Raw genomic sequence first — 21,656 nt, 5'->3', positions numbered from 1 at the left:
ATAATTTTTTATAAAAGTATTAAATCTCTCGCTATTCTTAAAATTATTTAAATCATAAATACTTGCTAAAAAAAATAGATTCCCAAATAAAAAAGCACTTTTAATACTAATTTGTTTAATTTTTACTGTTTTTGGCAAAATAAGTAAAACACAAAAAGGCGAGATAGATTTAAATCTACCTCACCTCCTGTATCAACAAAATTTAACAACAATTATTTTAGTACTATAAACGATGATTTTTTGAACAATAATCAACCAAAACTATTTCGTTCCAATCAAGGAATTCTACTACTAATCTTTTAGCATGATTTATTTAGAAAATAAACATGGATATTTCTACTACTTCCCAATATTTTTAATAGGGACTACTTCACTCAACTTTAAGCTCGTTTAAAGTTAAGTGAATGTACAAGCATCCATATCCATTTATCTTTTTAATAAGTTTTAACTAATTCAAAATATTATGAAATCAAATGATATAGAGCTAATCCCAACACACCCTCTTGTGTGGTAATTCCTATTTTTTATTATCCTATTTTTTTCATGGCAGTCATTGATTCTCTCAACCACTCACCTACTTCTTCAATTGGATGTTGACGAATACTTTTGTTTACAGCAATAAGAACTGCATTATCTACTCCATTAGAAGTTGAAAAAGGTTTTCCTATTACATTTGTATCAACCGTTTTCATGAAATCAGCCAATAAAGGTTTACAAGCATGGTCAAATAAATAACAACCGTATTCTGCTGTATCCGAAATGATTCTGTTCATTTCATATAATTTTTTTCTTGCTACTGTATTAGCAATTAAAGGCAATTCATGTAAAGATTCGTAATACGCTGATTCTTCAATGATTCCTGATTGTGTCATTGTTTCAAAAGCTAATTCTACACCCGCTTTAACCATGGCAATCATTAAAACACCATTGTCAAAATATTCTTGTTCTGAAATATGAGCTGCTGTCGGAGCCGTTTTCTCGAAGTTAGTTTCTGCAGTTGCAGCTCTCCAAGTCAATAAATTAACATCATTATTGTCCCAGTCAATCATCATGTTTCTTGAAAATTCTCCAGAAATGATATCGTCTTGATGTTTTTGGAACAATGGACGCATGATATCTTTCAATTCTTCTGCTAATTCATACGCTTCAATTTTTGCAGGATTTGACAAACGATCCATCATATTAGTAATTCCACCATGTTTCAAGGCTTCAGTTACTGTTTCCCAACCGTATTGAATTAATTTTGAAGCATAAGCCGGCTCGATTCCTTTTTCAACCATTTTATCGAAACATAAAATAGAACCTGTTTGTAACATTCCACAAAGAATGGTTTGTTCTCCCATTAAATCCGATTTTACTTCGGCTACAAATGAAGAGTTCAATACTCCAGCTTTGTGACCACCAGTAGCAACAGCATACGCTTTTGCTTGTTCAAAACCTTCTCCGTTTGGATTATTTTCCGGGTGAACCGCGATTAAAGTTGGTACACCGAAACCTCTTTTATATTCTTCACGCACTTCAGATCCTGGACATTTTGGCGCACACATAATAACAGTGATGTCTTTACGGATTTGCATTCCTTCCTCTACAATATTAAAACCGTGAGAATACGCTAAAGTTGAACCGTTTTTCATCAAAGGCATAATCGCTGTAACTACAGCTGTATGTTGCTTATCTGGTGTAAGGTTACAAACCAAATCAGCTGTTGGGATTAATTCTTCATACGTTCCCACTTTGAAACCATTATCAGAAGCATTTTTAAACGAAGCTCTTTTTTCTGAAATTGCATCTGCGCGCAATGCATAAGAAATATCTAAACCAGAATCTCTCATGTTCAAACCTTGGTTCAAACCTTGTGCTCCACAACCTACAATAACTACTTTTTTTCCTGCTAAAGCTTTAATTCCGTCTACAAATTCAGATTGATCCATGAATTCGCAAACGCCTAATTGTTCTAATTGTAATCTAAGTGGTAATGAATTGAAATAATTTGCCATTTTTTATTATTTAATGATTGTAAAATTTAATAATTGATAGGTTTACTAATTGAAAATTAAACGAATTACTGTTTAAGTTCTTCTAATAATGTTGAAATCTCCATTTTTGCTTTGGAAACCGATATTCTCCCAGAACGAACAAATTGCATGATTCCAAAAGGTTTTAATTTTTCGTATAACGATTCTATTTCAGCACGTTGTCCTGATTTTGAAATCACAAAAAAGTCTCTCGCAACAGTAACTATTTCAGAGTGGCTTTCCTTAATTATGTTCTGAATTTGTTTTTCATCAAAAAGCAAGCTCGATTCAATTTTGAATAGTGCATTTTCCAAGAAAATAGTTTCTTCGTCAATATGATAAAATGCTTTGATGACTTCGATTTGTTTTTCGATTTGTCCTACTATATTTTGCACCCATTTTTCAGTAGTATTAACTACAATGATAAATCTGGAAACATTTTCAATTTCAGATTCGGATACATTTAAACTCAAAATATTGATATGGCGTTTCAAGAATATTCCAGATATTCTGTTTAATAAGCCAACGTTGTTTTCTGAATAAACAGAAATGGTGAATGTTTTATTTTCCATAATATTAACTCAATCTTATATCAGAAACCGATGCTCCTGTAGGAATCATTGGGAATACGTTATTTTCTTTTTCTACCATAACTTCAAGGAAATACGATTCTTTTGAAGCCATCATTTCGGCAACGGCAGCATCTAAATCTTCTCTTTTGGTTACTTTTTTTGATTTAATATAATAGCCTTCAGCAATAGCTATAAAATTAGGATTGATCATTTCTGTAGAAGCATATCTTTTGTCAAAAAACAATTGTTGCCACTGACGTACCATTCCTAAAAATTCATTGTTCAAGACCACAATTTTCACTGGAACTTTAGTTTGAAAAATAGTTCCTAGTTCCTGAATAGTCATTTGAAAACCTCCATCACCAATAATGGCTACCACTTCACGATTTGGCATTCCCATTTTGGCTCCAATCGCTGCCGGTAATGCAAATCCCATAGTTCCTAAACCACCGGATGTTACATTGCTTTTGGTCGAATTGAATTTGGCATAACGACACGCAAACATTTGGTGTTGACCCACATCCGAAACCATAATGGCATCTCCTTTAGAATGTTTGTTAATCATTTCAATCGTTTCTCCCATAGAAATTCCTTCTTTCTTTGGTTTTAACTCGTCATTGATTACCGCTTCTAATTCTATTTCATATTTCTCTTTGAATTCATTGTGCCAAGCTTCATGAGAGTTGTTTTCAATTAAAGGAAGTAAAGCTGTTAAAGACTCTTTTAAGTCGGCCAAAACTGCTACAGTAGTTTTTACATTCTTATCTACTTCAGCTGGATCAATTTCAAAGTGAATTACTTTAGCTTGTTTCGCATAAGTAGCTAAATTTCCTGTAACACGATCGTCAAAACGCATTCCAAGCGCAATTAAAACATCACATTCATTTGTCAAAACATTAGGACCGTAATTTCCGTGCATTCCCACCATTCCTACATTTAATGGATGATCTGTTGGCATTGCCGAAAGTCCTAAAATTGTCCAAGCAGCCGGAATTCCTGATTTTTCAACCAAAGCTTTTAACTCTGCTTCTGCTTCACTAAGAATTACTCCTTGACCAAATATGATAAATGGTTTTTTAGCAGTATTAATTAATGCTGCCGCTTCCTTAACCTTTTCAAGATTTAAAACTGGTTTCGGATTGTAACTTCTAATACTGGTACATTTTTTATAACTGAATTCAATTTCGTCAAACTGAGCATTTTTTGTAATATCAATTAATACTGGACCTGGACGACCTGATCTGGCAATATAAAATGCTTTTGCAATGATTTCAGGAATTTCTGAAGCTTCCGTTATTTGGTAATTCCATTTGGTTACCGGAGTCGAAATTCCAATAATATCAGTTTCTTGAAACGCATCGGAGCCCAATAAATGTTTTCCTACTTGTCCTGTGATACAAACCATAGGAGTCGAATCGATTTGCGCATCTGCAATTCCTGTAACTAAATTTGTGGCTCCCGGACCCGAAGTTGCAATCGCAACTCCTACTTTTCCTGTTGCTCTTGCAAAACCTTGTGCAGCATGAGTTGCTCCTTGTTCATGACGAACTAGAACGTGGTGTAATTGATCTTGAAATTTATATAATTCGTCGTAAACTGGCATTATAGCTCCACCTGGATAGCCATAAACCAAATCTACTCCTTCTTCTAATAAGCATCTTATAACGGCTTCGGCGCCGGATATTTTATTTGTTCCCATGGGTACGTTTATTATTTTTGAGAGATAGAAACATATATTTAAAATATTTTGTTTTGTTTCTATTCCTTCTTTTTTGAAAATTATTTATCGGTTACACATCCTTCAGAGGCACTTGAGACCGAACGCATATATTTAAGTAACACTCCTTGTTTAATTGGTGATTCCGGTTTTTTCCAATTGGCTTTACGTTTTGCAAATTCTTCGTCAGATATTTTCATATTAATGGTGTTTTTTACAGCATCAATTGAAATCACATCACCGTTTTCTATTAAAGCAATTCCGCCACCATCATACGCTTCTGGTGTAACGTGACCTACCACAAAACCGTGTGAACCTCCAGAGAAACGTCCGTCAGTAATCAAAGCAACTGAATTTCCTAAACCAGCTCCCATAATAGCAGAAGTTGGTTTTAACATTTCAGACATTCCAGGACCACCTTTTGGACCACAATACCGAATGATTACTACGTTTCCTGGTTTTACTTCACCAGCTTGGATTCCTCTGATTACATCTTTTTCACCTTCAAAAACTACAGCTGTACCTTCAAAAAATTCTCCTTCTTTACCACTAATTTTAGCCACACAACCTTCTGTTGCAATGTTTCCGTATAAAATTTGAATATTTCCAGTTGCTTTTAAAGCATTTTGAATTTCATGAATCACTTGTTGACCATCATGCAAATCAGGAACTGAAGCTAAATTTTCTGCAATTGTTTTTCCGGTTACAGTCAAACAATCTCCGTGCAATAAACCTACTTTTAATAAATATTTCATTACTCCCGGAACACCACCAACATTGTGTAAATCTTCCATTAAGTATTTTCCACTTGGTTTCAAATCTGCTAATAAAGGTGTTTTATCACTAATATCTTGAAAATCTTTCAATGTCAATTCAATACCAACCGAGTGAGCCATTGCAATTAAGTGCATAACCGCATTTGTAGAACCTCCTAAAACAGCTACGATTGTAATTGCATTTTCGAATGCTTTACGGGTCATAATGTCTCTTGGCTTAATATCTTTTTCTAATAATATTCTGATCGCTTTACCAGCATCAACACATTCTTGTTTTTTTTCTGGGCTCAAAGCAGGATTAGAAGAACTGTAAGGTAAACTCATTCCTAATGCTTCAATCGCAGATGACATGGTATTAGCAGTATACATTCCACCACAAGCACCTGCACCTGGACAAGCATTTTGAATCACACCTTTAAAATCTTCAGGTGTAATAGTGTTATTGAATTTTTTTCCTAATGCTTCAAAAGCAGAAACAATATTCAAATCCTCGCCTTTCCATTTTCCTGGGTGAATAGAACCTCCATAAACCATAATCGAAGGACGATTGACTCTACCCATAGCCATTAGCGCTCCTGGCATATTTTTATCACAACCTGGAACAGCAATCATTCCATCATACCACTGAGCTCCCATAACTGTTTCAATAGAATCTGCAATTACATCACGAGAAACCAAAGAAAAACGCATTCCATCATTACCATTTGAAATACCATCACTGACACCAATAGTATTGAAAATCAAACCAACTAAATCTACTGCCCAGACGCCAGTCTTAATATCTTTAGCCAAATCATTTAAGTGCATATTGCAAGGGTTTCCATCATAACCCATACTCACAATTCCTATTTGCGCTTTTTTAAGATCTTCTTCAGTTAATCCAATTCCGTACAACATGGCCTGAGAAGCTGGTTGTGTTTCATCTTGCGTGATTATTTTGCTGTATTTATTTAATTCCATTATTATGTTAGTTTGTAGGTAATATGTTTTTCTGAAAAATTATAGGTACCATCAATTATTTATTTTTTAAACTATGGTCGATTGGCCTATGTAGACATTGTCACTTTTAAAATATAAGTCGTCTTTACTTAGAATATAATTCGAAACAAAATCTCCCACTTCATTAGTGCCAAATTTTGAATACGGATTCAAGTCGGCAGTGACGACATTTAATTCGATTGCTTTATGAACCGCTTCGTATACCTTTTGCGATTCGATATGAAGATCAAAATGTTCCAAAAGCATCGCAGCAGATACTATTGAAGCAATAGGATTGGCAATATTTTTTCTTTTTGCTTCTGGATAAGAACCATGAATAGGCTCAAAAAGTGCATTTGAATTTCCTAAAGATGCTGATGGCAATAATCCTATTGAACCGGTAATTACACTCGCTTCATCTGATAAAATATCTCCGAATAAATTTTCAGTCAAAATGACGTCAAACTGTTTTGGATTAATGATTATTTGCATTGCCGCATTATCAACAAAAAGAAAATCTAAGGTTACATCAGGATATCCTTCTGCGATTTCTGATACCACTTTTCTCCATAATCTTGACGTTTCAAGGATACTGGCTTTGTCTACCAAAGTCACCTTTTTTTGTCTTTTTTGTGCAGTTCTAAAAGCTAAATGACTGATACGAATAATTTCTTCTTCGGAATACTCACATAAATCAGAGGCTAAAGTGCCTTGTTCGTTGATCTTTTTTTCACTGAAATAAGATCCTCCCGAAATTTCTCTGAAAATTATAAAATCAGCTCCTTCAATTATTTTTCTTTTTAAAGGAGATAAGTCCAATAAGTCATTGTATGGTTTTATAGGTCTTATATTCGCATACAATCCTAGTGCTTGTCTCAATTTTAATAATCCTTGAATAGGGCGTGATTTTGAATCTGAATGGGTATCATATTTTGAATCATCAACGGCTCCAAACAATATAGCATCAGTATTCAAACAAAGGTTCAATGTTTGCTCCGGTAAAGGATTTCCTGTTTTCTCAATAGCAATAGCACCAATAAGCGCGTCTTCAAAAACAAACTCATGATCAAAAACAACACCTATTGCATACAATGCTTTTTTTGCTTGTAAGATTACCTCCGGACCTATTCCGTCTCCTGAAAGTACTGCTATTTTTAAGTTCATAATAGTAGGATTTAGATTTTATTAGAAATCAAAATATTTTAGTTAAGGATTAATTCCTTATTCATTTTACAAGCTTCAATTATTTGATGAATATCATCATCCAACACTTCTTTTTTAATGTCAGCAAACTTTAAAAATTCAACATAGACAACATCTAATTGCACTTTTGTAAGTTCGTACCCAACTTTTTTGGCTCTGTAAGCCAATGCTGCTCTACCACTTCTGGCCGTAAGAACTATAGATGATTCATTTACACCTACTTCTAAAGGATCCATGATTTCATAAGTTGCTCTATTTTTTATCACACCATCTTGATGAATTCCGGAGCTGTGCGCAAAAGCATTCGCACCAACAATCGCTTTATTAGGCTGCACCATCATTCCCATACTTTCAGAAACCAATCGGCTCATTTCATTCAGCTGACGTGTATTGATATTCGTGTCTAAATTCAAATAAGGATGTTGTTTGAAAATCATCACCACTTCTTCAAGTGCTGTATTTCCTGCTCTTTCACCTATCCCGTTTATGGTACATTCAATTTGTCTGGCTCCATTTACTGCCCCTGCAATTGAATTAGCAGTAGCCATTCCTAAATCATTATGACAGTGACAAGACAAGATTACGTTTTCAATTCCTTTGACGTTTTCTTTTAAATATTTAATTTTCGCACCATATTCTTCTGGTAAACAATACCCTGTTGTATCTGGAATATTAAGTACGGTAGCACCTGATTTTATTACTTCTTCACAGACTCGCGCCAAGAATTCATTATCTGTTCTACCTGCATCTTCAGCATAAAATTCAACATCTTCAACATACGATTTAGCATGTGAAACGGCAAATTTTGCACGTGCAATAATATCTTCTCTAGTTGTATTTAGCTTGTGTATTATGTGCGAATCAGAAGTTCCAATTCCAGTATGTATACGAGGTCTTTTTGCATGTTTTAAAGCTTCTGCAGCAACATCAATATCATTTTTCACCGCTCTTGTTAATCCGCAGACAACTGCATTTTTTACCACCTTACTTATTTCTGAAACAGATAAAAAATCACCCGGACTAGAAACAGGAAAACCAGCTTCTATAATATCAACACCCATTTCGTCCAGTCGATTTGCTATAACGAGTTTTTGATTGGTATCTAATTTACATCCTGGGACCTGTTCGCCATCTCTTAAAGTGGTATCAAAAATTTGAACTTTCTCTCTATTCATTTTCATTTATTTAATGTAATTTCACATCTTGATAACAAAAATATCTTTCATTACTTTATTATAAAACTCAATTTAATGAAATATACTGCTTATAAAACAAATAATAACTTTGTAAGCTACTGAAAAACAACACATTAAGCTACTATATTTTACAATGGCTAACCATCAAAAAGATTTCTTATTTGTATTAATAAAATCGCTTTCAAAATCTGAAAAAAGACAATTTAAGATTTTTGCAAGCCGATTGGAAACCAGTTCCAATACAAAATTCATCGAATTATTCAACATTTTAGACAAATCAGAAGTCTATGATGAGAAACTCATTCTGAAAAGCGGTATCATTAAAAAAGTACAATTATCGAATCTTAAATCATACTTGTACAAGCAAATTTTAGTGAGCATCCGATTGAATATTCCCAGTCAAAACATTCGATATCAGCTTAGAGAACAAATTGATTTTGCTGCTATATTATACAATAAAGGGTTATACAAGCAGAGTTTAAAAATTTTGGATAAAACAAAAATTTTAGCTTTAGAGAATGATGAAAAACTCATGGCGTATGAAATCGTAGAATTTGAAAAACTTATTGAATCACAATACATCACACGAAGTATTCAAGGACGGGCTGATGAATTGGTTATCCAGGCCAAAGAATTAAATTACCGCAATACCATTTCCAGTAAATTATCTAATTTATCCCTGCAACTGTATGGGATTATGCTTAAAACCGGTTATGTGAAAAGTGATGAAGAGTATACATATATAGACGACTATTTCAATAAACACATTTCTAAATTTGATGATAAAAAGTTTGGTTTTAGAGAAAAATATTGGTTTTATAATGCGTATTTATGGCGAAGTTTCTTAGTACAGGATTTTCTTTCCTGCTATAAATATTCTTTAAAATGGGTGACGCTTTTTTATGACAACCCTAATATGATTTATTTAAACCCTGTATTTTTCTTAAAAGGAAACCATTATTTATTGGAATCTTTATACATGTTGAAATACAAATCAAAATTCAAAAAGTATTTATCACTGCTGGAAAATACCATAAAAGACCCACGTTTTCCCGTGAATGACAATATTGCGTCACTATCATTCTTATATGTGTATAACAATAAATTGAATTACCACATTCTGGAAGGAACGTTTGCCGAAAGCGAATACTTAATTCCCGAAGTCTTAAATAAATTAAAACTTCATACGGACCATCTTGATGAGCATCACGAAATGTTGTTCTATTATAAATTTGCCTCTATTTATTTCGGAAATGAAAAATATGCGGAATGTATCTTTTATTTAGAGAAAATCATAAACAACAAAAATCTTTCGATGCGAGAAGATTTGATGTGTTTTGCCCGAATTTTGTGTTTAATTGCTCATTATGAATTAGGTAAGGATTATTACCTGGAAAATCAGTTGAAAAATACTTATAAATTCCTCATCAAAATGAATGATTTACATGAAGTGCAAAAAGAAATCATTCGATTTTTGAAAAACTTAAACTCTATTTATCCAACGGATATCAAAAAGGAGTTTATAAAAATGAGAGCTCGATTTATTGAATTGGAAAAAAACACTTATGAAAAAAGAGCTTTCCTTTATTTAGACATTATTTCTTGGCTCGAAAGCAAAATTGAAAACCGAAAAATCAGTGATATTATTAAGGAGAAAGCAAAATTGATCAATCGATAAGATTTTGATTTTTTAAAAAATACAATTGCTTTAAACTAAATTTGATAATAAAACAATGTTCTCTAAGAATTAGCTCTTATTAAGAAAATATTTTTGGAATTAAACTAAAACAATCGTCTAAAAAATATTCAGTACTTTTAAAGAATACTTAAAAATTTAAAATGTATGAATGGATTTTTTAAAACAATACTTGCAGGTTACGGTGCCAAAAAATTAGGTGGCGGCTGTTTTGGAACAATTATTATTTTCATAATAATCTATTGGCTATTAGGTTATTTTTAGAATCATAACGCTAAAAACAACCTAATAATAATTCTAACTATTAGTATGCCAAGAGTTCTTTCAAATCACTTTCGAATCTTCCTTTCGGCAAATATTGATCTTCCAATGCTTTTGTAAAAGGAATTGGTGAGTCTAAACTTGCTACGCGTTTTACTGGCGCATCAAGATATTTGAAACAATTTTCCATTATCATTGCTGATATATCACTGGCAATACCACCAAACATACTGTCTTCCTGATAAATAATCACTCTTCCCGTTTTCTTAACAGAAGCAAAAATAGCTTCAGTATCCAAAGGCTGTAAAGTTCTCAAATCCAACAAATCAGCAGAAATTTCAGGATTTTTTGATAAAGTATCCAAAGCCCAATGCACTGCAGCTCCAAACGAAATGATAGTAATATCAGCCCCTTCTTTCAACAAAGCCGCTTTTCCTAATGGAATGGTATAATAATCGGTAGGAACATCTTGGTAAATGCTTCTGTATAATTGTTTGTGTTCAAAAAACAATACAGGATTCGGGTCGTTTATGGAAGTATTCAACAATCCTTTGGCATCATACGGAAATGCAGGATAAACTACTTTTAAACCTGGCGTTTTGGTAAACCAAGCTTCATTGGTTTGCGAATGAAAAGGTCCTGCTTGTGTTCCTCCACCGCAAGGCATTCGGACCACAACATCGGCTTTTTCTAACCAACGATAATGTGATTTGGCTAATAAATTCACAATTGGATTGAAACCTGTCGAAACAAAATCGGCAAACTGCATTTCCACAATCGCTTTATATCCATTAATCGACAATCCCATTCCTGCTGAAACCACTGCACTTTCACAAATTGGCGTATTGATAACACGCTCCTTGCCAAACTGCGCTACAAAACCATCGGTAATTTTAAAAGCACCACCATATTCAGCAATATCCTGACCCATGATTACTGAGTTTTCATGGCGTTCCATAGATTGTCTCAAACTGCTAGAAATGGCATCTATAAAACGAATATTTTCTTTTTCTTCTGAAGAATTAACATGTTCAAATTCATACGGTTTGTAAACATCATTTAGTTCTTCGCTTAAAGTAGACTCAATTTCCGGTTCCGCATTGGCAATAGCCAGACTTTCATCGATATCCTTCTTTATTTCAGCATGTAAAGCAGTATCAAAATCGGCGGTAAGAACTCCGTTTTCGGTTAAATATTTTTTATAATTTTCTACTGGATCTTTAATCGCCCACATGTCCATTAATTCCTGTGGAACGTATTTAGTCCCACTCGCCTCTTCATGTCCACGCATTCTGAAGGTTTTAAATTCTAATAAAACTGGACGTGGATTTTCTTTCATCGAAGCCTTCAATTCAGATAACAAATTAAACACTTCCAGAATATTATTTCCATCAACAATATGACTTTCCATTCCGTAACCTTTCCCTTTATCGGCCAGGTTTTCGCAACGGTATTGTTCATTTGTAGGAGTCGAAAGTCCATAACCATTATTTTCGATGACAAACAGCACCGGTAATTCCCAAACAGAAGCAATATTCAATGCTTCGTGAAAATCGCCTTCACTGGTAGCACCTTCGCCAGTAAAAACGGCAGTAACTTTTCCGTTTTTCTTTAGTTTATTGGCTAAAGCGATTCCGTCAGCAACGCCTAATTGCGGACCTAAATGCGAAATCATTCCAATAATCTTGTATTGTTGTGTTCCAAAGTGAAAACTGCGATCACGACCTTTAGTAAAACCATTGGCTTTGCCCTGCCATTGTGAAAAAAGACGGTACAACGGAATGTCTCTTCCGGTGAAAACGCCAAGATTTCTGTGCATTGGCAAAATGTATTCATCCGTGTCTAAAACTGCTGTGACTCCAACAGAAATAGCCTCTTGACCAATTCCAGAAAACCATTTGGATACCTTTCCCTGACGAATAAGAATCAACATTTTCTCCTCAATTAGTCTTGGTTTCAGTATTCTTTTATAAAAATCTAATAATTGGTTGTCTGTAAGATTTTTTCTGTCGAAGATCATTTTTTCGGTTTTATTATATGGTTCAAAGATAAAAAAATATAACAGTTTAGTGTTATTTTGTTATATTTTTTTATATTGTTTGTAAGTTTTAAAATTCAGATATAAAATTATTCTTTACATTTGTATCTGCAAGGTTTTAGCCTTACAAGTTATTAAAAAATATTTAAAAGTATGCAAAACATTCCTAGTGTTGACTTGCGTGATTTCCTTTCGGACGACCCGAAACGTAAACAAAAATTTGTAAATGAAATCGGAAGTGCATTTGAAGATATTGGCTTCGTAGCACTCAAAGGGCATTTTTTAAACGACCAACTGGTTGATGAATTGTATGGTGAAATCAGAAATTTTTTCGCTTTACCTTTAGAAACAAAACACAGTTATGAAATCCCTGGAATTGGCGGACAAAGAGGTTATGTTTCTTTTGGAACAGAGCATGCCAAAGGCAGAAAAGAAGGTGATTTGAAGGAGTTTTGGCATTTTGGACAATACGTGTCTGAAGATTCAAAATACGCTTCAGAGTATCCTGAAAACGTTGAAGTTAAAGAACTTCCCCGTTTTAATGTTGTAGGTAAAGAGGCTTACCAAATGCTTGAGAAAACAGGAGTTTATGTTTTGAGAGCTTTGGCTTTACACCTTGGTTTAGATGAATTTTATTTTGACCAATATGCTAAAGACGGAAATTCAATCTTAAGACCAATTCATTACCCACCAATCACGTCTGAACCAGCAAATGCTATTCGTGCTGCTGCTCACGGTGATATCAACTTGATTACTTTGTTGATGGGTGCACAAGGAAAAGGATTGCAAGTACAAAATCACAACGAAGAATGGATTGATGCCATTGCTGAACCGGATGAATTAGTGATTAATGTGGGTGATATGTTGTCACGTCATACGAATAACAAATTGAAATCTACCATTCATCAAGTGGTAAACCCACCAAGAGAATTATGGGGAACTTCACGTTATTCTATTCCGTTTTTTATGCATCCAGTGAGTGATATGAAATTGGATTGTTTGGAAAACTGTATTGATGCAGAACATCCAAAAAAATTCGAAGATATTACCGCAGGAGCCTATTTATACGAGCGTTTAGTAGATTTAGGGTTAATCAAAAAATAATTTTTAATTTATAGTTCAAGAAAGACATCGAGTTCGCTTGATGTCTTTTTGTTTTTTACCATTAAGAAATTAAGGTAGATTAAGAGCAGTGAAACTTAATTTTCTTAACTTCTTAATGGTTTAATAATTAATTAATTTTTAAAACATGGACTTACAAGACCAATTAAAAAACCTTTTTCCAGATCACGAACCATCTCCTGAAGATACAATTGAAGAAGTGGCTCACGAATTATACGTTCAAAAAGAACCTATGATTTGTAAATTCGAAAAACGAAAAGGAAAAGCGACAACCATAATTGAAGGTTATGAAGGTACTGACGAGGATTTTAAAATTCTTGCCAAGGAAATCAAAACCAAATTGAGTGTTGGTGGAACTTTCAAAGATAATTCCATTATCATTCAAGGTGATTATCGTGATAAAATAATGACTATTTTAAAAGAAAAAGGATTTAAAGTAAAACGTGTTGGAGGGTAAAAAGTATTCAGTGTTCAGTTATTAGTATTCAGTTGAGCAACTTGAAACCTTAAACATTAAACAAAAAAATAATGATACAATCATCAGAATTAATATTAAATCCAGACGGCAGCGTTTACCATTTGAATTTAAAACCAGAACATATTGCACACGATATCATCTTTGTAGGAGATCAAAATCGCGTGGAGAAAATCACGCATTTTTTTGACAGCATCGAATTTTCGACTCAAAAAAGAGAATTCAAAACCCAAACTGGGATTTTCAAAGGCAAACGAATTACGGTAATGTCAACAGGAATTGGTCCTGATAACATTGATATCGTCATCAACGAACTGGATGCTTTGGTCAATATTGATTTGAAAACACGTCAGCCAAAAGAAAATTTGACTTCATTGAACATAATCCGTATTGGAACTTCGGGTTCTTTACAAGCCGATATTCCTGTGGATAGTTTTGTGATGTCAAAATTTGGATTAGGACTGGATAACATGCTACGCTCCTATTTGATTGACGAAGTTTCGAATCTTGAAATGGAAGATGCTTTTGTGAAACACACCAATTGGGATTTACGAAAAGGAAAGCCATATGTAATTGCTTGTTCCGAAAAACTGGAAAAAATGATAGAAAGCAATAAAATGCATAAAGGAATTACCGCAACTGCCGGTGGTTTTTATGGTCCTCAAGGTCGCGTTTTGCGTTTGAATATTCAAGATGAAGAGTTGAATGCTAAAATGGATAATTTTAAATTTGGTGACAACCAAATCACAAACTTAGAAATGGAAACGGCAGCTATTTATGGACTTTCGGCGCTTTTAGGACATAACGCATTGTCATTAAACGCCATTATTGCTAATCGTGCTTCGGGAACATTTAGCGAGGATCCGTACAAAGCCGTTGATGAATTGATTGCGTATACTTTAGAAAAAATAGCTTTAGGATAGCGAAATTAATTTTCAAAATCTTACCCATTTGTAGTTTTAAAAAAGTGCTCTTTAATTTTTTTAAAACTACATTTGTTTTTAGAACAAAACGATAATGAAAATAATACTTACAGGTGCAACAGGAGTTTTAGGATCTCATATTATGTATGAAATTCTGGAGCTTTTCATCAACACTAAAATTGATGGAAAACTATTTATTATTGCACGAAATAAAGGAAAAAACTCCGCTTTAGATCGAATAAACGAACTCTTATCCAGTAGTTATACGCCTAAAATCATAAAAGACAAAGGCATCGCAAAACTGCACGAATACATTGAAATCATTGATACCGATTTGGATGTAATTCAATATACTTTTTCAAGTCAAATAAAAGGTGCTTATTTTATCCATTCGGCAGGATTCGTGAATTTATCTACCGATGAAGAACAACGCGAAAAAATTTTTGAAGAGAATACCAAAATCACAAAATCCCTTTTCAATCTATTTCATCCTTTTATAAAAAAGTTCATTTACATTGGAACTGCTTTTTCATCTGGAAACCGAAAAGGATTAATTGACAATGATTTTCATAGTTTAGGATTCAAACCGGAGCACCGCAATGCGTATGAAAATGCCAAATTCCATTCAGAAAATTTTATAGCACAAGAATGTAAAAAAATAGGCTTGCCCTTTCAAATTCTTCGCCCAAGTGTGATTGGAGGCAAAATGTTGGGGAACGAAAACCAGTATTTTATTTCGAAATATATGGTTTTTTATCTTTTGGCTAAATTCTTTCACTTCACTTCCCAACGAAAAGGAGATCAAGAAAATGTGCGTTTTATAGTCAATGAAGACACCGTTTTGAACATTATTCCTGTCGATTATGTGGCAAAAGTGATTGTAAATACATTCGAAAGAGAAGATATTGAACAGCTTAATATTGTACATCATAAAAGTTTCAATATGGTAAATGGATTGCAGTTAATTATGAAGGAAGTTGGTTATACCAATTTTACCTTAATACAAAATTCGTTAGACTTCAAATACAAAAATACTATCGAAAAATTGTATTATGAAAGTATTGGCAAACATTTAAACCCTTATTTTACAACAGCTGCCAATGAATACGATACCACTTTGTTGAATTCCATTCTTGAAATACCAAAACTGGACCAGGAGGCATTTACCAATATGATTCGGTATGCGAGATTGAATAATTTTAAAGATATTAATGTGTAATTTTAGGAGCTATTTCCCGCTATACGTTGCAATCTTTTCCTTTTTAAAGAAAAAAGGAAAAGGATTTTCACTGCTATCAGGGCTAAATCGGGAACCATCAAATTTTAGTAAAACATGAATCTTATTTTAGAAACCGACCGATTAATTTTAAGAGAAATGCTAGTTTCAGATGCCGAAGCATTATTTGAAATGGACAGCAATCCTAATGTACATCAATATCTTTGGAACAAACCATTGACTGATATAAGCGAAGTACATGCGTATATCAAGCTTGTCAGAGAACAATACATCCAAAATAACATTGGACGATTTGTTGTTGTTTTGAAAGAAACCAATGAATTAATTGGTTGGGCCGGATTAAAATACAACACTGAAATGGTGAATAATAAAATTCATTTCTACGACATTGGATATCGGTTAAACGAAAAATTCTGGGGCAAAGGATATGCAAGTGAAGCCAGTTTTGCTTGGCTCGATTATGGTTTTAATGTAATGAATATCAAAATTATGGAAGCCGCAGCGCATACTGCCAATATCGCATCAAACCGAATATTGCAAAAAATTGGACTGGAAATGACCGAACAATACTTGGAGGAGGGCGTTTCTTGGAATTGGTACGAATTAAAAAATCCTAACCTATAATGAAAATAATAAAAATAGCGGGTGTTCCGGAACATTTCAATCTTCCCTGGCATTTATCAATAGAAAATGGAGATTTCGAAAAAGAAAATATCGATTTGCAATGGACTGACGTTCCTGAAGGAACCGGAAAAATGTGTCAAATGCTGCGTGATGGCGAAACAGATATTGCCGTAATCCTAACGGAAGGAATCGTAAAAGATATTGTTGCCGGAAACCCGAGTAAAATAGTTCAGGTTTATGTTGAAAGTCCTTTGATTTGGGGAATTCACGTAGCAGAAAAATCAAATTACAAGACATTTGCTGACTTAGAAAATACCAAAGTGGCAATTTCCAGATTGGGTTCCGGTTCCCAATTAATGGCTTATATCAATGCGAATAATCAAGGTTGGAGAACAGATAATCTTCAGTTTGAAATCGTAAATACTATCGATGGCGCTGTCGAAGCTTTAACAAACGGAACCGCTGATTATTTTATGTGGGAACGTTTTATGACCAAACCATTAGTCGATAAAGGTATTTTCAGAAGAATTGCTGATTGCCCTACTCCTTGGCCTTGTTTTGTAATTGCGGTTCGTGAGGAAGTTTTGGAAAAAAATCCAGTCCTTATTTCAAAAATTCTTGCAATCATTAATCAAATTACACAGGAATTCAAAGATATCCCAAGTATTGATAAAACGTTGGCTTCAAATTACCATCAAAAAATTGAAGATATTCAAGAATGGTTATCGTTAACAAAATGGTCACAAAAACCATTATCAGCAGAAATGTTAAACAAAGTTCAAAATCAACTTTTTCAACTTAAAATTATCGAGAAAAAAGGTACTTTTGAGGATATTGTAAAAACAGTCTAGATTACTGTTTTTATTTTTACTATGATAAAAATAAAAGAAATTAATTTTCAGGGTATAAAACAGCGATTCCAGGTCAAAAAACCTTGGGACGACGTTATTATTTTTATCCTAAATATATTAATTGCTATTCCACTCTTTATTATTGTTCATCAAAACTTAATCAATCCCAATTGGTTTCTGAACATCGACAGAGTCGTTTTGTTTCTATTGATGATTGTTGTTATTCAAATTATCCTTCGATTCTTGAGAACAATTATTCTCTTTTGTATCATTCTATATTTATTGGTTTTAGTGTACGGTTCGACAATTGGAAACTATGGATTTAACAGCGTTTTTGAAGATTATAATTCAATTATGTACACAATGTCAGACAATCCATATCCACAAGATATTATCATTGCAAAATTGCTTCCGTTTCCCAATAAATCAAAAATCATCAATGCCATAGAATATCAAAATCCTAAAATCAGGAATTTTGCGATTATGGCAACATCAAAACATTTCAAAGACATAAAAGGATATTCTGATTACAGAACTATTATACAATGCTTTGCTGTTTTCAAGGAAATTAACAGCAGATGGAACTATGTAAGCGATCCAAAAGCACGTGATTATATCGCTACAGCTACAGAATCACTGCTTTATTTTTCTGGTGACTGTGATGATCATTCCATATTAATGGCTGCCAGTATCAAGTCTATCGGTGGAACTCCCCGATTAATCCATACTACCGGACATATTTATCCCGAAATACTGATAGGCTCTTTGACTGATTTAGAAAAAGTAAATTTTCTAATTAAAAATGTATTATTTGTCAATGAAAGCAATGAACAAAAACTTCATTATCACGTTGATGAGCGCGGTCAAATCTGGATGAATCTTGATTATACTGCCAAATATCCCGGAGGACCTTTCATGTCTGAAGAAATTTTAGGTGCCTTGACATTGGATTAATAACACTTCAAAAGCATTAAAAAAATCTTTAAATAAATGACGCGTTTTTAAAATCAAAACGAATTATATTAAACACTATTTCATGTTAGATTTAAAATGTTAGCCATTTAAAGTAGTCTTAAATGTATCTTCAATTTAAAAATAATATTTTAAAAAAGTTCAATAAATAAAATATTTTATTTAACTTTGAATTACAAAGTACTTTTAAAAAATACAGCATTAAACAAGTAATTAAAAAAAGTTTAAACCTTTAAAAATTAAAAATATGGATAATAAATCAAATGTTTGGAATATAATAAGTTGGGGGTTTGGAATAGTTGTTCTGGTAATCGGGATTATAAATACTTTTTGGGGAAATGATCTAGGTTTTGGAGTTTTCCTCATTGTAATTTCTGTCGTTTATTTCCCACCGACAAATGTAATTTTCAAGAAAATAACTGGTTTTTCAATTCCGCTTGTAATAAAAATTCTATTGGGTCTTTTTATTATTTGGGCGGCATTAGGCGTGGGTGAATTATTCATTAAAATAGAACTAATGATGATGGATTTAGAATAAACCGCGCAAATCATAAACTAAAAGAAATGAAAAACTCCGTTATTTCTAATGGAGTTTATACATTTAAAACAAGTTTAATTACAAACCATTTTTTTAGTTTAGCTTTTTTCCTTTTAAAATTTGTCCTTCTTTGGTAAATTCTAAATCAATATTATTCGTTAAATCAACGTCGAGGTTTTTGTGTCCATAATCAATATGTGTAATTTTTTCATTCGGATAATTTTTTGCCACATAATCTTTGACTGTTGCGGGAATGAATGCGGTTGGAATCGGTTTCTTGCCACCATCTACCTCACGGTAAGAACCATCTTTCCAAAATTCTACCTCAGTACCATCTTTAAGCTTGACTTCATAGCCTTTTTCACCATATTCCGCATCTTTCTTGGCGATATTAACTGATGTATGGCTAAAATATTTTTGAAGGAAATCCTGAGCTGCTATTGGTAATTCAGTGATTTCTATTCTCTTTTGCGCGCTCGCCGATAATACAAAACCCAGTAATAATGCGACTAAAGTGATTTTCCTTTTCATGGTTTCCAAATTTAGGTTATCGTATTGCTAAATTACGATAAGTAAAAATGCATTCAAATCAATTTAAGAAACCTTTAATTTTTATGATACTTTTTTAATACTTATATCTGCCAAACTCTAAGAAATAAAAAACTCCATTGTTTCTAATGAAGTTTGTCTTGTCCTCCTTGTGAACCTGTTTACAACCTTTTTTTTGCAAGATTTCAATAAAATAGCACTGAGAAATCCTTTCTATTTCAATTTGAAAAAGTAGTTTTGTGTTGTAAATCTTTTATCCTAAACTTACGCAACTGCCACAAGCGGCAAAAAGCTCAAAAATGTAAGTTTCTGCCGTTACATTATATAGAAGTTAATAATTAGGACCAGCATAGTTAAATCAATACCGAAGTGAAAAAAGTGGAAAATGAAGAAGTAAGCTGGACTATGTGCGCAGAATGTCAAGGAAGAGGCAAGAAAAGTCGAGGACTAACTAAGAAAGCACGGCTACTCCACCAGCTAGCATTAGACCAATTTAAAAAGACTAATGGCGAAGGAACGGCTCCAGTTCCTCCTAAAGGCCACCTTCACTCCTGCCCAAAATGTTCCGGATCCGGGCTACTTCGTTCCTCCAGTCCAACTGTAGCGGATAAAGAAAACTATCCACACCTTGCCATTATTGGTGGTGGTATTGGCGGTGTGGCTCTTGCTGTGGCTTGTTTGCATCGCGGAATTCCTTTTACCTTATATGAACGCGATAATAATTTCGAAGCCAGATCTCAGGGCTACGGACTCACTCTACAGCAAGCTAGTAAAGCGATTGAGGGATTGGGTATTTTCTCGCTGGAAGAAGGAGTAATTTCAACTAGACATTTGGTTCATACGACAGCAGGGAAAATAATCGGTGAATGGGGAGTCAGAAAATGGATACAGTCAGATACAAAAACTTTTCAAAAACGTACTAATATCCATATTGCACGACAATCTTTGCGCTTAGCGTTAATTCAACAACTCGGCGGACAGGATGCGCTACAATGGGGACATCAGTTATTAGATTATAAGGAAAGTGATGGTAACGGTGTTGATTTAAGTTTTCAAGTGAATGGGGAAATCAAGCATACCAAAGCGGATCTTGTAGTTGGTGCGGATGGTATTCGCAGTTCAGTGCGGAGGTTGCTAATTGGTGCCGATATCAGCCCTTTACGTTACTTGGATTGTATAGTGATATTAGGTATCTGTCCTTTGAAAGCACTCGAAAATCTTGACAGTTCTTTACTGGACTCGGCCACTGTATTTCAGACCGCCAATGGCAATGAACGAATCTACATCATGCCTTATACTTCAGACTCCGTAATGTGGCAATTGAGTTTTCCAATGCCAGAAGAAGAGGCTAAGGCATTAAGTGCTAAAGGACCTCAAGCACTCAAGGAAGAAGCCTGTCGTAGAACTCTGTGGCACAGCCCTATTCCTCAGATTTTAGCGTCAACCCTAGAAGCTCAGATTTCTGGTTATCCCGTTTATGACCGAGAATTACTTGAACCAGAATTATTGGCGAAAGCACAGAAAGTAACCCTGATTGGAGATGCGGCTCACCCTATGAGTCCATTCAAAGGACAAGGTGCAAATCAAGCGCTGCTGGACGCACTATCGTTGGCTCGTGTGATATCAAGAGGATGCAGACCTTTTTCTCAATGGCGAAAAGTCGGACTGAGGAAAAGTGTATTAACGGAGTTTGAATCAGAAATGTTAGCACGCAGTGCTACTAAAGTGAATGACTCTGCAGCTGCCGCACAGTTCCTACATTCCGATATTGTGCTTCATGAGGGTGATGAGCCTAGAGGACGATGTCTAAAGAAAAAAGACGTATAATAAGGTGCTTTAACTAAACTTAAATCGTTGGTTATGTCTATTGCCACCCCTGTGCAAAGTCGGTAGACTTCGCATAGTACGGATTT

Annotated in this window: 18 protein-coding genes; 10 read left to right on the top strand and 8 right to left on the bottom strand. The window is 34.0% G+C overall.

What is annotated here, in order from left to right; all coding sequences use genetic code 11:
* Nucleotides 1–527: 527 nt before the first annotated feature.
* The 6 genes from ilvC to QLS65_RS12995 form a co-directional block, all read right to left on the bottom strand.
* Nucleotides 528–1,997, bottom strand: coding sequence for a ketol-acid reductoisomerase (gene ilvC / locus QLS65_RS13020; RefSeq protein ID WP_121342016.1), 1,470 nt, complete (start codon nt 1,995–1,997; stop codon nt 528–530).
* A gap of 65 nt (nt 1,998–2,062) precedes the next feature.
* Nucleotides 2,063–2,587 (bottom strand): acetolactate synthase small subunit, encoded by a 525-nt coding sequence (ilvN, locus tag QLS65_RS13015; protein ID WP_099715558.1) that lies wholly within the window; start codon nt 2,585–2,587, stop codon nt 2,063–2,065.
* A 4-nt stretch (nt 2,588–2,591) separates the two neighbouring features.
* The gene (ilvB, locus tag QLS65_RS13010; protein ID WP_099715559.1) at nt 2,592–4,286 is read right to left on the bottom strand and encodes a biosynthetic-type acetolactate synthase large subunit; all 1,695 of its coding nucleotides are present in this window, start codon (nt 4,284–4,286) and stop codon (nt 2,592–2,594) included.
* 80 nt (nt 4,287–4,366) lie between these two features.
* Nucleotides 4,367–6,040: a dihydroxy-acid dehydratase gene (gene ilvD, locus QLS65_RS13005; RefSeq protein ID WP_282718275.1), complete on the bottom strand. Its 1,674-nt coding sequence runs from the start codon at nt 6,038–6,040 to the stop codon at nt 4,367–4,369.
* Nucleotides 6,041–6,106: 66 nt separating this feature from the next.
* Complete coding sequence (gene leuB / locus QLS65_RS13000; RefSeq protein WP_282718273.1) at nt 6,107–7,222, bottom strand: 3-isopropylmalate dehydrogenase; 1,116 nt, start codon at nt 7,220–7,222, stop codon at nt 6,107–6,109.
* Nucleotides 7,223–7,260: 38 nt separating this feature from the next.
* Nucleotides 7,261–8,436, bottom strand: coding sequence for a 2-isopropylmalate synthase (locus QLS65_RS12995; RefSeq protein ID WP_099716341.1), 1,176 nt, complete (start codon nt 8,434–8,436; stop codon nt 7,261–7,263).
* Between the two features lie 154 nt (nt 8,437–8,590).
* On the opposite strand from QLS65_RS12995, the gene QLS65_RS12990 reads away from it, so the two are divergent.
* A complete protein-coding gene (locus QLS65_RS12990) occupies nt 8,591–10,135 on the top strand; it encodes a hypothetical protein (RefSeq protein ID WP_099715562.1) in 1,545 nt (514 codons plus the stop codon).
* 322 nt (nt 10,136–10,457) lie between these two features.
* On the opposite strand, the gene QLS65_RS12985 is transcribed toward QLS65_RS12990, so the two are convergent.
* Nucleotides 10,458–12,434, bottom strand: coding sequence for an alpha-ketoacid dehydrogenase subunit alpha/beta (locus tag QLS65_RS12985; protein WP_282718269.1), 1,977 nt, complete (start codon nt 12,432–12,434; stop codon nt 10,458–10,460).
* 171 nt (nt 12,435–12,605) lie between these two features.
* On the opposite strand from QLS65_RS12985, the gene QLS65_RS12980 reads away from it, so the two are divergent.
* The 8 genes from QLS65_RS12980 to QLS65_RS12945 all read left to right on the top strand — a co-directional run bounded on the left by QLS65_RS12980 (nt 12,606) and on the right by QLS65_RS12945 (nt 19,194).
* Nucleotides 12,606–13,556 carry an isopenicillin N synthase family dioxygenase gene (locus tag QLS65_RS12980; protein ID WP_282713019.1) on the top strand — a complete coding sequence of 317 codons (951 nt, stop codon included), beginning with the start codon at nt 12,606–12,608 and terminating at the stop codon, nt 13,554–13,556.
* A gap of 145 nt (nt 13,557–13,701) precedes the next feature.
* On the top strand, nt 13,702–14,031 hold the full coding sequence (locus QLS65_RS12975) for a translation initiation factor (protein ID WP_282713020.1): 330 nt from the start codon (nt 13,702–13,704) through the stop codon (nt 14,029–14,031).
* Nucleotides 14,032–14,102: 71 nt separating this feature from the next.
* Nucleotides 14,103–14,972, top strand: a complete 870-nt coding sequence (locus QLS65_RS12970; protein ID WP_282718267.1) for a nucleoside phosphorylase — start codon at nt 14,103–14,105, stop codon at nt 14,970–14,972.
* 94 nt (nt 14,973–15,066) lie between these two features.
* The gene (locus QLS65_RS12965) at nt 15,067–16,191 is read left to right on the top strand and encodes an SDR family oxidoreductase (protein ID WP_282718265.1); all 1,125 of its coding nucleotides are present in this window, start codon (nt 15,067–15,069) and stop codon (nt 16,189–16,191) included.
* A gap of 114 nt (nt 16,192–16,305) precedes the next feature.
* Nucleotides 16,306–16,833, top strand: a complete 528-nt coding sequence (locus QLS65_RS12960) for a GNAT family N-acetyltransferase (RefSeq protein ID WP_282718263.1) — start codon at nt 16,306–16,308, stop codon at nt 16,831–16,833.
* Nucleotides 16,833–17,684 (top strand): substrate-binding domain-containing protein, encoded by an 852-nt coding sequence (locus QLS65_RS12955; RefSeq protein WP_282718261.1) that lies wholly within the window; start codon nt 16,833–16,835, stop codon nt 17,682–17,684. Before QLS65_RS12960 ends, QLS65_RS12955 begins: the two co-directional genes overlap by 1 nt.
* Before the next feature lie 21 nt (nt 17,685–17,705).
* Nucleotides 17,706–18,638 (top strand): transglutaminase, encoded by a 933-nt coding sequence (locus QLS65_RS12950; RefSeq protein ID WP_099715573.1) that lies wholly within the window; start codon nt 17,706–17,708, stop codon nt 18,636–18,638.
* Nucleotides 18,639–18,903: 265 nt separating this feature from the next.
* Complete coding sequence (locus tag QLS65_RS12945) at nt 18,904–19,194, top strand: hypothetical protein (protein WP_282718259.1); 291 nt, start codon at nt 18,904–18,906, stop codon at nt 19,192–19,194.
* Between the two features lie 93 nt (nt 19,195–19,287).
* Here the strand turns inward: QLS65_RS12945 and QLS65_RS12940 are convergent, their stop codons facing one another.
* Complete coding sequence (locus tag QLS65_RS12940; RefSeq protein ID WP_282718253.1) at nt 19,288–19,725, bottom strand: PepSY-like domain-containing protein; 438 nt, start codon at nt 19,723–19,725, stop codon at nt 19,288–19,290.
* Between the two features lie 387 nt (nt 19,726–20,112).
* Here QLS65_RS12940 and QLS65_RS12935 point away from each other — a divergent pair, with 387 nt between their 5' ends.
* The gene (locus QLS65_RS12935; protein WP_282718247.1) at nt 20,113–21,570 is read left to right on the top strand and encodes an FAD-dependent oxidoreductase; all 1,458 of its coding nucleotides are present in this window, start codon (nt 20,113–20,115) and stop codon (nt 21,568–21,570) included.
* Nucleotides 21,571–21,656: the final 86 nt, after the last annotated feature.

Origin of the sequence: Flavobacterium algoritolerans, assembly GCF_030010385.1 — a bacterium.
Classification (GTDB): domain Bacteria; phylum Bacteroidota; class Bacteroidia; order Flavobacteriales; family Flavobacteriaceae; genus Flavobacterium; species Flavobacterium algoritolerans.
The sequence above is the reverse complement of the archived record's forward strand: the minus strand, read 5'-3'. Positions and strand labels throughout refer to the sequence as shown.

Coding starts and splice junctions, on each gene's coding strand:
- QLS65_RS12995 (WP_099716341.1), bottom strand. CDS start 8,436: ATGAATAGAGAGAAAGTTCAAATTTTTGATACCACTTTAAGAGATGGC.
- QLS65_RS12975 (WP_282713020.1), top strand. CDS start 13,702: ATGGACTTACAAGACCAATTAAAAAACCTTTTTCCAGATCACGAACCA.
- QLS65_RS12960 (WP_282718263.1), top strand. CDS start 16,306: ATGAATCTTATTTTAGAAACCGACCGATTAATTTTAAGAGAAATGCTA.
- QLS65_RS12965 (WP_282718265.1), top strand. CDS start 15,067: ATGAAAATAATACTTACAGGTGCAACAGGAGTTTTAGGATCTCATATT.
- ilvB (WP_099715559.1), bottom strand. CDS start 4,286: ATGGGAACAAATAAAATATCCGGCGCCGAAGCCGTTATAAGATGCTTA.
- QLS65_RS12950 (WP_099715573.1), top strand. CDS start 17,706: ATGATAAAAATAAAAGAAATTAATTTTCAGGGTATAAAACAGCGATTC.
- ilvD (WP_282718275.1), bottom strand. CDS start 6,040: ATGGAATTAAATAAATACAGCAAAATAATCACGCAAGATGAAACACAA.
- QLS65_RS12970 (WP_282718267.1), top strand. CDS start 14,103: ATGATACAATCATCAGAATTAATATTAAATCCAGACGGCAGCGTTTAC.
- QLS65_RS12940 (WP_282718253.1), bottom strand. CDS start 19,725: ATGAAAAGGAAAATCACTTTAGTCGCATTATTACTGGGTTTTGTATTA.
- ilvN (WP_099715558.1), bottom strand. CDS start 2,587: ATGGAAAATAAAACATTCACCATTTCTGTTTATTCAGAAAACAACGTT.
- QLS65_RS12945 (WP_282718259.1), top strand. CDS start 18,904: ATGGATAATAAATCAAATGTTTGGAATATAATAAGTTGGGGGTTTGGA.
- QLS65_RS12990 (WP_099715562.1), top strand. CDS start 8,591: ATGGCTAACCATCAAAAAGATTTCTTATTTGTATTAATAAAATCGCTT.
- QLS65_RS12980 (WP_282713019.1), top strand. CDS start 12,606: ATGCAAAACATTCCTAGTGTTGACTTGCGTGATTTCCTTTCGGACGAC.
- QLS65_RS12985 (WP_282718269.1), bottom strand. CDS start 12,434: ATGATCTTCGACAGAAAAAATCTTACAGACAACCAATTATTAGATTTT.
- ilvC (WP_121342016.1), bottom strand. CDS start 1,997: ATGGCAAATTATTTCAATTCATTACCACTTAGATTACAATTAGAACAA.
- QLS65_RS12955 (WP_282718261.1), top strand. CDS start 16,833: ATGAAAATAATAAAAATAGCGGGTGTTCCGGAACATTTCAATCTTCCC.
- leuB (WP_282718273.1), bottom strand. CDS start 7,222: ATGAACTTAAAAATAGCAGTACTTTCAGGAGACGGAATAGGTCCGGAG.